The organism is Pelomonas sp. Root405 (assembly GCF_001425165.1).
In the GTDB taxonomy this organism is placed as follows: Bacteria; Pseudomonadota; Gammaproteobacteria; order Burkholderiales; family Burkholderiaceae_C; genus Pelomonas.
In genome coordinates, this window is record NZ_LMDU01000011.1 from 235,105 (window position 1) to 246,636 (window position 11,532).

Below are 11,532 nucleotides of genomic sequence, written 5' to 3' on the forward strand. Positions count from 1 at the left end.
GGCCTCGCCGCTATCCTCGCGCCCCATGCATCGCCTCTGCGCCACCCTGGGTCTGTGCCTGTGCCTCGCCCTCATCGCCTGCAGTGAAGCCGCCAATGGCCCCGGCATGATCAGCCAGCGCATCGGCGACCTGGTGCGCGACCCGGCTGCCAAGGAGGTGGACCTTGGCAAGCTGACGAGCTTCAGCTGGGACCGCTTCGTGGTGTTCAAGGCCGGCACGAAGCACGAGGAGATCTGCGACTTCATCGGCGCCGGGCGCAATACCTGCGGCCGCATCGTTCGCTACACCGTCGTGCCGCAGGACTGCGTCGCGCTCGCGTTCGGGCTGGGTAGTCAGCTCACTCACACCGAGCTGCACGCGCTGGCCAACGGCCGCTTCGACTTCACACCCCCGCCCGGCGGCCAGCCGCGCGCGGCGTCGGTCTTCCGCATCCGCCGCGAGACCGCGGACCGCATCTGGCTGGAACCCAAGTGACCCTGAGACGCGTACTGATCATCGACGACCACCCCGGCGTGTGCCAGGCGCTGGAGCTGCTGCTGTCCCTCCAGGACATCGAGACCGCCGTGGCGGCAAGCCCCGAGGAAGGCCTGGCACTGCTGGAAAAACAGGCCTTCGGCCTGGTCATCCAGGACATGAACTTCACGGCCGACACGACCTCCGGCGAGGAAGGCGAGCGGCTCTTCCGCGCCATCCGCGCCCGGCGGCCGGACCTGCCCATCATCCTGCTGACCGCCTGGACGCGCCTGGACGCAGCGGTCGCGCTGGTGAAGGCCGGCGCGGCGGACTACCTGGCCAAGCCCTGGGACGACGCCAAGCTGGTGGCGACCGTGGAGAACCTGCTGGAGCTGGGCGAGGCCAACCGCGAGATCGCGCAGCTGCGCGAAGCGCGAGCCACGCGGCGAACCGCACTGGCACGGCGTTATAACCTGGCTGGCGTGGTGTTCGGCTCTGACGCGATGGCCAACCTGCTGGAACTCGCCGGCCAGATCGCCGCGGCGCCCGTGCCGGTGCTGATCACCGGGCCGAACGGCGCGGGCAAGGAGCGCATCGCCGCCTTCGTGCACGCCAACTCGGCGGCCAGGGAGGGTGCGTTCGTCGCGCTGAACTGCGGTGCGCTGCCGGCCGAGCTGATCGAGGCGGAACTGTTCGGCAGCGACAGCGGCGCCTACACGGGCGCGGCCAAGGCGCGCGTGGGCCGCTTCGAGGCGGCCGACGGCGGCACGCTGTTCCTCGACGAGATCGCCAACCTGCCGCTGGCCGGCCAGGTGAAGCTGCTGCGCGTGCTGGAGACGGGCCAGTTCGAGCGCCTGGGCTCCAGCAAGACGCGCCAGACCCGCGTGCGCGTGCTGAGCGCGACGAATGCCGAACTGCGCTCGATGGTGAGGTCGGGCGCCTTCCGCGAGGACCTGTTCTACCGCCTCAACCTCATCGAGCTGCGGCTGCCCCCGCTGGCCGAGCGGCGCGACGATGTGCTGCCATTGGCCGAGCATTTCCTGGCCGGCCGGGCGGGCCTGAGCGAAGCGGCCCGCGAGGCGCTGCTGGCCCACCGCTGGCCGGGCAATGTGCGCGAGCTGAAGAACGCTGTCGAGCGGGCGGCGCTGCTGTGCCAGGGCGGCGAGATCACGCCCAGCCTGCTGGGGCTGGACGAGGCCAACGGCAATGGCGGCGCCTGGCGCAACCTGGACGAACCCAGCCGCGAGGCTGTCGTCGCGGCGCTGGCTGCGGCCGGCGGCGTCGTCAGCCGCGCGGCGACACAGCTCGGCCTGTCACGCCAGGCGCTGTACCGGCGACTGGAGCGTTACGGAATCCAAATTTGATGAAGGCCCATCTCTCGCTGCGCGCGCGCGCGCTGCTGGCGCTGGCGCTGGCGGCCGTCGTGCCGCCGCTGGTCATCCTGGGCGTGCGCCGCGCCGGGCTGGAGGCCGGCACGGCCCTCGTGGTGGCGGTGCTGGTGATGCTGCCGCTGATCGCCTGGCTGGCTGCCGCGTGGGTGGCGCCGCTGTTGAAGCTGACGCGCGCGCTGGAGGGCGCGGTGCTGAGCTACCGCGACGGCGATTTCAGCCTCAACCTGACGCCTGACGGCCCGCGCGAGCTGGTCGCGCTGACGCGCCTGCACGCCGACCTGGGCCTGGCGCTGCGCGAGCAGCGCCAGCACCTGGCCCAGCGCGAGCTGCTGCTGGACACGGTGGTGCAGAACACACCGGTCGCGCTGGTGCTGACGGCCGCGAGCGAGCGCATCGCCATCGCCAACCTGGCCGCGCGCCAGCTGCTGGGCGACGGCCGCAGCCTGACCGGGCTGGACTTTCCCACCGTCATCGCCACGCTGCCGGAGACGCTGCGCGAAGCCCTGGCGGGCGACGGCGACCGGCTCTTCACGGTCACGCTGCCCGACGGCTCGGAAGAGACCTTCCACCACAGCACGCGCTCGTTCCGCCTGCAGGGCCAGCCGCACCGGCTGCGGCTGCTGCGCCGCATGACGCGCGAGCTGTCGCGTGCCGAGGTCGCGACGTGGAAGCGCGTCATTCGCGTGCTGAGCCACGAGCTGAACAACTCGCTGGCGCCGATCTCGTCGCTGGCGCATAGCGGCGCCGAGCTGGCGCGGCGCGGCAATACCGAGCGGCTGCCGCAGGTGCTGGCCAGCATCGGCGAGCGCGCCGCGCACCTGCATGGCTTTCTGAGCGGCTATGCAGCGTTCGCCAAGCTGCCGGCGCCTCACCGTGAGGTGGTGGATTGGGCCGGCTTCCTGAACCGGCTGGCCACGCTGGGCGAGTTCAACCTGGACGGCGAGCTGCCGGCCGAGCCGGGCTGGTTTGACCCGGCGCAGATCGAGCAGGCGCTGCTCAACCTGATCAAGAACGCGCATGAGTCGGGCAGCGAGCCCGACGAGATCGCGCTGCGGCTGGCGCTCGCCGGCGGCGAGCTGCGCATCGAAGTGCTGGACCGCGGCCCCGGCATGAGCGAGACGGTGCTGGCGCAGGCGCTGCTCCCCTTTTACTCGACCAAGCGATCGGAGCCCGGCTCGAAAAGCGGACAGGGCGGCACGGGCCTGGGCCTGGCGCTGGCGCGCGAGATCGCTGAGGCGCATGACGGCCGCATCGCTTTGGGCAACCGCGAAGGCGGCGGCCTGCGCGTGGCCATCACGCTGCCGCAGGCTCGATGAGCAGGGTCGCCAGCGCGCTGAACGTGAGGAAGGCCAGCGCCGTGGACGCCAGGATGATGCGGGCCACGCGGCCGTTGTCGGCGCCGTAGCGCTCGGCCAGCAGCGACACATTGCTGGCGCTGGGCAGGGCGGCCGCCAGCGTCAGCGCGACGAGCTGGCCGCCCGACAGCGGCGCGCCCATCCAGCGCACCGCCGCGCCCAGCGCGAATACGAGCGCGGGGTGCAGCAGCAGCTTGATGGCCGCCACCGGCAGGTAGAGCGCCGGTGCCGTGACCCGCCCGGCGGCGCGGTTGGCGCGGCCCGAGCGGCTCAGCACCGCGCCGATGGTGAACAGCGCCACCGGCGAGGCGGCGTCGCCCAGCATGGCGATGACCTTGGCGAGCGGCGGCGGCAGCACCAGACCGGTGGCGCCGACGATGGCGCCCAGGCCGATGGCCCAGGGCAGCGGGTTGGAGCCGGCCGCCTTGAGCGCCTGCAGGAAGGCCGCCCGACCGGCGACGCCGCTGGCGCCCGCCTGGGCCAGGGCGATGCACAGCGAGCTGGTGATGAAGAGGTCGGCCAGGATGGTGCTGACCACCGGCCCCGCCGCCGCCGAGCCCAGCAGCGCGACGATCAGCGGCACGCCCATGAAGCCGGTATTGGGAAAGGCCGCCACCAGCGCGCCGAAGGCGGCGTCCTTCATGCCGACGCGCGTCGACAGCGTGGTCGCGATGGTGAAGAAGACGATCAGCAGCGCCGAAGCGATGTAGACGCCGAGCAGCGCGGGGTTCAGCAACTCCAGCACCGGCGTGTCGCGCCCGAAGCGGAACAGCAGGCAGGGCAGCGCGAAAAACAGCACGAAGCCGTTGAGGCCGGGAATGGCGCTGTCGGGCAGCAGGCCGCGCTCGGCAGCCAGCCAGCCACACAGCACCAGCGCGAAAAACGGGAAAGTCGTGGCGAGGACGGCAAACATCTGGGCCGCGAGTATCGAGGGACGTGAGCGAATGCTCGGACGGTCGCCGCTTGTAACAACGGCGGGGTGGCAGCCCCCTGGGGTCACCCCTAATATGCCGCGCCATGCGCATGCCCAACCTTTCTCTGCCGCCGCCGGCCGCCGCCGCTCCGCTGGAAGAAGGCCAGGCCCTGGGCGTGTGGCGGCTGGTCAAGCCGCTGCCCGATGGCGAGCAGGCGCATGCCGGCCAGTGGTACAGCGCCCACCATGCGATGGCCACGGAGGCCCTGGCCGCCGTGCTGGTGCTGGACCGCAGTGACCACGGCGCCGGTGTGATGCTGCGCTATGCCGACCAGGCCGGCGACCTGGCCAAGCTGCAGCACCCGCACATCGCCGTGCCCAGCGACAGCGGCGTGACGCCCGACGCCCACCCGTATTTGATCGTCGAAGGCACGCATGGCGAGCCGCTGCTGCCGCGGCTGGAGCAGCTTGGCCTGCGCGAGCGCATCGAATTGCTGGTGCAGCTCTGCGAGGCGCTGCGCTCGGCCCACCAGCAAGGCTGGCTGCTGGCCGAGATCGACCCGGCCATGATCTGGCTCGACCCCGCCGGCAATGTGCGCCTGATGGGCCTGGGCCTGACCAAGATCCCCGACCCGACCGACCCTTTCGACCGGGGCCTGAGCCTGGGCGCGTCGCCGGCCTTCATCGCCCCCGAGCGCCGCAACGGCGAGCCGCCGACGCTGGCCAGCGAGGTCTACGGCCTGGGGGCGCTGGCGCGCTTGCTGGTCTGCGGCTGGGAAGACACGCCCAAGGGCCTGGCCCCGCTGCGCGGCAGTTCGGCCGATGCATGGCCGACGCTGAAGGAAGCCCCGCAGGTCAAGCTCGACACGCTGCTGCGCGCGGCGATGGCCGAGTCGCCCGAACTGCGTACCCGCGGTGCCGAGGGCCTGGCCGACGAGTTGCGCGAATGGCTGCGCCTGAGCCCCTCCCGCAATCCGGGCACTTCGGGCAGCACCAACGCGCCGGGCGACCCCGCTGCCAAGCCGGCCTGGTGGAAGCGCTGGCTGTGGCTGGGCGCTGCCGCGGGGCTGAGCTTGCTGGCCGTTGCGGCCAGCGTCTCGGAACTGCCCGTCCGTACCGCCAGCACGCCCAGCCAGCCACGCGGCTGACCGCCGCAGCGGGGCTGGCACCCGGGCTTGTGAGGGGTGCGCCGGGCACGAGGCTCGGCAACAATGCGCGCCCCGACCCGGAGGTTCCCATGGCCCATCCACCGCGCGCAACCTTGCCCGCCCCCCGCTTCGCCGCCGCCTCGCCGTGCGGCGTCGTCCCGGGGCACCTGCGCTGATGTCGGCCGTCGGCGCGTCTCCCGCCACGGGCCTGCTCGGCCTGGGCGAGCTGCAGCTGCGGCTGCCGGCCACCAAGGCCCAATGGCTGGCCCTGGTCGCCGGCCTGGCCCTGGGCCTCGTCGGCGCCGAGCTGGCCTGGCACCACCCGCTGTCGGGCACCTTGGCCCTGGCGGCGTGGGGCGCCGTCGTGCTGCTGGCCGCGCTGTTCTGGGTCAAGACGCCGGTGCTGCTGCTGGCGCCGCTGCCCCTGGTTGGCCTCGCGCCGTGGAGCGGCTGGATCACCTTCGAGGAGATGGACCTGTTCGTCACGGCCTGCGGCTGTGGCGGCTACCTGGCCTATGCGCTGCAACTCAATGCGCGCGATCGCGCGCCGGCCTGGCGGCATGCGCTGGTCTATTCGCCAGCCGTGGCCCTGCTGATCGCGGCGCTGGCGCTGTCGACGCTGTGGGGCGTGAAGCGCGGTTTCGACGACGCCGGCGGCTTCGACTTCGGCTGGTTCCACGGTTATCACGAGGCCATGAACTCGGTGCGCAACGCCAAGGCCCTGTTCCTCGTGCTGGTGCTGCTGCCGCTGTGGACGGCGGCGGCGGCCGCGCGGCCGCGGGGCTTTTCGCGCGGCCTGCTGCTGGGTCTGGTGCTGGCGCTGGCGGCGGGCAGCGCCGCGGCGCTGTGGGAGCGCCTGGCCTATACCGGACTGCTGGACTTCTCGACCGACTACCGCACCACGGCGCTGTTCTGGGAGATGCATGTCGGCGGCGCGGCGCTCGACGGCTTCCTGGTGCTGACGCTGCCGTTCGCGCTGCTGGCGCTGCTGCGCACGCGCTCGCCGTGGCGCTTTGCCGTCGGCATGGGCGTGGCGCTGCTGGCGGCCTATGCGTGTCTGACGACTTTCTCGCGCGGCGTCTACCTGGCGCTGCCGCTCGCGCTGATCCCCATGGTCATGCTGGCCGACGCGCAGCGCCGCCGCGCCGTCGCGGCCGGGCCGGAGAGCAGCGCCTTCGACAGCACGCTGGGTGCCGTCGACGCGCCGCTGCCGCGCCTGGCCAAAGTGGGCGCGCTCGCCATGGCCGGCGCCTTCGCGCTGGCGGCGGTGCTGGTCTTCGGTGGCGGTGGCTACCGCGGGCTGCTGGCGCTGTTCTTCGTCATGGTCATCCTGCTGGTGATGCCGGCCAGCCTGTGGCTGCCCGGCTTCAGCCAGCGGCTGACTGCGGTCGTCATGGGCGCGCTGCTGGCCCTGCTGCTGGGCGCCGCCAGCTGGGCGCTGTCGATGGCGGTGCCGAAGGCGGCCTATGTGCTGAATTTCCTCGCCCTGCTGTGCTGTGCCGCGCTGCGCTGGCGCGACGCGCCGGGGCAGGTGCGGCCTGTCTATGTGCTGCTGGTGTCGACCTGCTGGTTCTGGCTGCTGGCCACCATGGTCATCGTGGCCGACTACTGGGGCGGTACCGCCGGCCGCTGGACCGCACTGACCGCGGGCTTTGCGCTGGCCGGGCTGTGGGCCGCCATGCTGCTGGACCAGCGCCTGTGGCCGCTGCAGGGCGCCGCCAACGCAGGCAAGGCCGGCTGGCGCAAGCGCGCCCTGCTGGTGGCGGGACTGCTGCTGGTGATGGCCATCGTCGCGGCGCTGGGCGGCGGCGCCTATCTGCGCGACCGCGTTGCGACGTGGAAGGAGGATGGCGAGACCCGCCTGACGCACTGGCGCGAGGGCCTGCGCCTGCTGCACGGTGGCCAGCAATGGCTGCTGGGCAAGGGGGCGGGCCGCTTCGTGCCGAGCAACTTCTACGAAGGCCCGGTCCAGTCCCAGGTCGGCGACTACCGGCTGCGCAACGACGAGCCCGAGGCCTTCCTGGCGATGGCCGCCGGCAAGCATGTGTTGGGCCGCGGCGAGCAGTTGCGCGTCAGCCAGCGCATTGCCGCACCGGCGCCCGGCCCGGTCACCGTCACGCTGGTCAGCCGCACCGCCAACGACGCCGTGCTCGGCCTGCAGATCTGCGAAAAGAACCTGATCTACCCGGACAACTGCTTCGGTGTGCAGCCGCTGCTCAAGCCGCTGCGCACCGATGAAGCCGAGGGCGGTGTGCTCCGCTGGCAGACCAGCGAATTCAAGCTCGGCCCCGTGCCGGCGCTGGGCGGCGACTGGTGGGCGCCGCGCTTCGTGACCTTCTCGATGGCGCTGGACACCCGCGGCGCCCGTGTCGACATCAGCCGCATCGCGCTGCATGACGCCCACGGCAAGGCGCTGCTCGTCAACGGCGACTTCAACCGCGAGATGGCGCACTGGTTCTTCTCCAGCGACCGCCACCACATGCCCTGGCACATGAAGAACGCGGCCCTGCATGTGCTGTTCGAGCAGGGGCTGGTGGGCCTGGCGCTGCTGGGTTCTGCCTATGTGCTGGCGCTGGTGCGCCTCTCATTCGGCCGCGGCCGCGACCACCCGCTGGCGCCAGCCATCGTCGCGGCCTTGATCGGCTTTGGCACCGTCGGCGCCTTCGACAGCCTGCTGGACGCGCCGCGCATCGGTTTCCTGTTCTTCGTGCTGCTGCTGCTTGGGCTTGGCTTGCGCGCCTTGCCGGGGGAAGGCGTGGCCCGGGTGGCATGAGCCCACGCAATTTCACCGCGCTACGGCAGCGGTCAAGCTCGAAAATCCTTCAGGCTGCCGAGATCCACCTTGGACATCGGGATCGCGCTCTCCATGACGATCCTGAGCGCCAGTGCAGGCGCGATGACGCCCTTGCCCATCTCGATGGCCTGCTGCACAGCAAGGCTGTAGAGGATGGTCCAGTCCAGCGGGTTTTCGCAGAACAACCTGACGGTCGGGAAGAGCCGGGGCCAAAGCGCCTTTAGATAGTTCAGAGGCAAGTCGGCCGCCGCATGCCCAGCGTCGGCCCGGACTCGGCCGAATGCGTCGGTTCCCAGGGAAGACGACGTGTGCTTGAAGATCTCGCCGATGTCAGGCAGGTCACCCGCACCGGCGTGCACCGCAGCACCTGCCGCCAATCCCCACAGTGAATGTTGGGACTCTGCCAGCGCCTGGTTCAGAGGATCGCCGAAGAAATACCGCTTGCCGTCCTGCGTCTCCACTACCTGGAACGCCGCCGTCTCGGGCAGCCCTTTGGCCAAGGCCTGCCCTCGCAGATTGGCTTGGCACGAGTAGCCCGCAAGAGCACCCAACGCGCAGAGCAGGGACTCGATATGCACCCCCTTGTCTGTCTTCATCGCGTCGATCAGGCGTTGCAGGATTTCCTTTGAGCCGAGCTTAGCGCCGATCAACGGGTCCGAGCCGCTGCGTTCGCGAATCGCCCGCATCAGCGCTTGCGTAGCCGGGTCGAGTGCCGGCTCGCGGAGCTTCTCCGGTTTCTCACCAGTGAGACGCCCAAACAATTTCTTCAGCATCGCTGCCCCCTGTTTTATGAATCAAGGCCCCGCTGGATTGTCTCGCCATGAGCCCGCTGCCTGAGGCTTCGGCCTGCAAGCGCCGACGCTAGCCACCCCGTCCCGTGACAAGCCTCGCGCCTATGATCCGCGCCCCATGTCCGCCGCCCCGCCACCCGGCCAAGCATCGGCCGGCCTCAACCCGGCCCAGCTCGAAGCCGTCTACCACCTGAGCGGCCCCTGCCTCGTCATTGCCGGCGCGGGCTCGGGCAAGACGCGGGTCATCACGACGAAGATCGCGCAGTTGCTGGTGTCGGGCTACCGGCCCAGTCAGATTGCCGCCATCACCTTCACCAACAAGGCCGCGCAGGAGATGCGCGAACGGGCCAAGGCGCTGGTGGGCAACAAGGCGGCCAAGGATCTGGCGATCTCGACCTTCCACTCGCTGGGCGTGCGGCTGCTGCGCGAGGAGGGCTCGCGCGTCGGGCTGAAGGAGCAGTTCTCCATCCTCGACAGCGACGATGTGCTCAACGTGCTGAAGGATGCCGGCAACACGACCGACATCAACCAGGCACGGCGCTGGCAGTGGACGATCTCGCTGTGGAAGAACCAGGGGCTGGACTCGGCACAGGCCGCCCACGTGGCCAAGGACGACGACGAGCGCGCCGCGGCTGCGGTGATGGTGCACTACCAGGAGCGCCTTGCCGCCTACCAGGCGGTGGACTTCGACGACCTGATCACGCTGCCGCTGAAGCTGCTGACGCGCGACGCCGAGGCGCGCGAGAAGTGGCAGGCCAAGCTGCGCTATGTGCTGGTGGACGAATACCAGGACACCAACGCCGTGCAGTACGAGCTGCTGAAGGCGCTGGTGGGCGAGCGTGGCATGTTCACGGCCGTGGGCGACGACGACCAGTCCATCTACGGCTGGCGCGGCGCGACCATCGAGAACCTCAAGCGCCTGCCGGTCGACTACCCGTCGCTGAAGGTGATTCCGCTGGAGCAGAACTACCGCTCCACCGGCAGCATCCTGCGCGCGGCCAACCACGTGATCGCCGGCAACCCCAAGATCTTCGAGAAGAAGCTGTGGAGCGAGTATGGCGACGGCGAGCCGGTCGTGCTGCTGGAGGCCGATGGCGAGGAACACGAGGCCGAGCGCGCGGTCGCACGCATCCAGCAGCTGCGCGCCGACGGCAAGGGGCCCCAGTTCAGGGACTTCGCCATCCTCTACCGGGCCAACCACCAGGCCCGCGTCTTCGAGCAGGCGCTGCGCCGCGCGCAGATCCCCTACAAGGTGTCGGGCGGGCAGAGCTTTTTCGACAAGGCCGAGATCAAGGACCTGTGCGCCTGGCTGCGGCTGCTGGTGAACCAGGACGACGACCCGGCCTTTCTGCGCGCCGTCACGACGCCCAAGCGCGGCATCGGCCACACGACGCTCGGGTCGCTCGGTACGTTCTCGGCGCAGTGGAAGTGCAGCATGTTCGAGGCGCTGTTCGCCGAGTCGCTGGCCACCGCGCTGACCAAGCGGGCCGTGGACAGCCTGCATGAGTTCGGCCGCTACGTGAACGAGCTGCAATACAAGGCCAGGCACACCGAAGGCCACACCGCTGCGCACGCGATGCTGACGGAGTGGCTCAAGGACATCGCCTACGAAGCCCACTTGCTCGACAACGAGGAAAACGAGAAGGTCGCCCAGGCACGTTGGGGCAATGTGCTGGACTTCCTCGACTGGGTCGCCAAGCGCTGCGGCGGCCAGCAGAGCGAGGAAGGCGGTGTCAGCTTCACCGAGCCCAAGCAGAGCGTGTTGGACGTGGCGCAAACAATCTCGGTCATCCTGTCACTGGCCGAGCGCGGCGACGACCAGGACCAGGTCACGCTGACGACGCTGCACGCCTCCAAGGGCCTGGAGTGGCCGCATGTGGTGCTGGCGGGCGTCAACGAGGGCCTGCTGCCCTTCAAGCGCGAGGAAGCCGAGCTGACGCCGGAGGCGCTGCAGGAGGAACGGCGGCTGATGTATGTGGGCATCACCCGCGCGCGCACGACGCTGGCGGTGTCGACGTTGCGCCGGCGCAAAAAAGGCCGCGACACCGTCGTGGGTATTCCCAGCCGCTTTCTGGCGGAAATGAAGCTCAACGAAGGCAGCACCCGCGAAGACCCCCGCGAAAAGCTCAAGCGCATGCGTGAAGAGCTGGCGGCCAAGGCGGCGGCGCGCGCTGCGTCCACAAGTCAAGACTGAATCGCTCATTCGCGGGGGGACCCCCTGTGCGCGTGAAGTCTTCACAACCCAGCCACGCTAGGCTGCCAACAATGCGCTCCAGCCCTTCTTTCCACGGTGAACCCGCATGAAAGCCCTGGTATTTGCTGTCACCCTCGCTGCCTTCAGCTCCCTCGCCCCGGCCGGTGCCGCGCGTGATGATGCGCGCCCGCAGAGCACGGTCGATACAACGACGCGCGTTGCCATGGCCGACGCCGGCCGACTCGGCTCAGCCAGCCTGACCGCACTGAGCCCTGGCAGCGCCTGGAAACCGGCCGCCCAGCAGACCGACACCGGCGCCAGCTTCGAGGCGCTCGCGCCTGAAGTCGACGGCGGCACGCTGCTCGTCGCCGCCGGCGTGCTTGCGCTGCTGCTGGCCCGCCCGTTGAGCCGGGCGCTGCGCCGCCTGGAGCAGCAACGCCGCGCCACCGCGCTGGCCAGCACGCTGGACCATTCGGCGCGTGGCTGAGTTGG

9 protein-coding genes are annotated in these 11,532 nt (G+C 70.4%); 7 read left to right on the top strand and 2 right to left on the bottom strand.

Annotated elements, in window-relative coordinates:
* Nucleotides 1-25 precede the first annotated feature (25 nt).
* The 3 genes from ASC81_RS10600 to ASC81_RS10610 are packed head-to-tail and all read left to right on the top strand — an operon-like array spanning nucleotide 26 to nucleotide 3,161.
* Entirely contained in the window at nucleotides 26-475 is a 450-nt protein-coding gene (locus tag ASC81_RS10600; protein ID WP_056266321.1) for a hypothetical protein, read from the top strand.
* A complete protein-coding gene (locus ASC81_RS10605) occupies nucleotides 472-1,818 on the top strand; it encodes a sigma-54-dependent transcriptional regulator (RefSeq protein WP_369820850.1) in 1,347 nt (448 codons plus the stop codon). The genes ASC81_RS10600 and ASC81_RS10605 overlap by 4 nt, the downstream gene beginning before the upstream one ends.
* Complete coding sequence (locus ASC81_RS10610) at nucleotides 1,818-3,161, top strand: PAS domain-containing sensor histidine kinase (protein WP_056266323.1); 1,344 nt, start codon at nucleotides 1,818-1,820, stop codon at nucleotides 3,159-3,161. Before ASC81_RS10605 ends, ASC81_RS10610 begins: the two co-directional genes overlap by 1 nt.
* Here the strand turns inward: ASC81_RS10610 and ASC81_RS10615 are convergent.
* Nucleotides 3,139-4,113 (bottom strand): AEC family transporter, encoded by a 975-nt coding sequence (locus ASC81_RS10615; RefSeq protein ID WP_056266326.1) that lies wholly within the window; start codon nucleotides 4,111-4,113, stop codon nucleotides 3,139-3,141. The two genes, ASC81_RS10610 and ASC81_RS10615, sit on opposite strands and share 23 nt — an antisense overlap.
* A 104-nt stretch (nucleotides 4,114-4,217) precedes the next feature.
* Between ASC81_RS10615 and ASC81_RS10620 the strand changes: the two genes are divergently transcribed.
* Complete coding sequence (locus tag ASC81_RS10620; RefSeq protein WP_056266329.1) at nucleotides 4,218-5,261, top strand: hypothetical protein; 1,044 nt, start codon at nucleotides 4,218-4,220, stop codon at nucleotides 5,259-5,261.
* 145 nt (nucleotides 5,262-5,406) lie between these two features.
* Nucleotides 5,407-8,034 (top strand): hypothetical protein, encoded by a 2,628-nt coding sequence (locus ASC81_RS10625; RefSeq protein WP_156391995.1) that lies wholly within the window; start codon nucleotides 5,407-5,409, stop codon nucleotides 8,032-8,034.
* Between the two features lie 32 nt (nucleotides 8,035-8,066).
* Here ASC81_RS10625 and ASC81_RS10630 read toward each other — a convergent pair whose 3' ends face one another.
* Nucleotides 8,067-8,828: a hypothetical protein gene (locus ASC81_RS10630; RefSeq protein WP_056266335.1), complete on the bottom strand. Its 762-nt coding sequence runs from the start codon at nucleotides 8,826-8,828 to the stop codon at nucleotides 8,067-8,069.
* 136 nt (nucleotides 8,829-8,964) lie between these two features.
* On the opposite strand from ASC81_RS10630, the gene ASC81_RS10635 reads away from it, so the two are divergent.
* Both ASC81_RS10635 and ASC81_RS10640 read left to right on the top strand, forming a co-directional pair.
* Nucleotides 8,965-11,040 (top strand): ATP-dependent helicase, encoded by a 2,076-nt coding sequence (locus ASC81_RS10635; RefSeq protein ID WP_056266338.1) that lies wholly within the window; start codon nucleotides 8,965-8,967, stop codon nucleotides 11,038-11,040.
* A 106-nt stretch (nucleotides 11,041-11,146) separates the two neighbouring features.
* Nucleotides 11,147-11,527 (top strand): hypothetical protein, encoded by a 381-nt coding sequence (locus ASC81_RS10640; RefSeq protein ID WP_056266342.1) that lies wholly within the window; start codon nucleotides 11,147-11,149, stop codon nucleotides 11,525-11,527.
* Nucleotides 11,528-11,532: the final 5 nt, after the last annotated feature.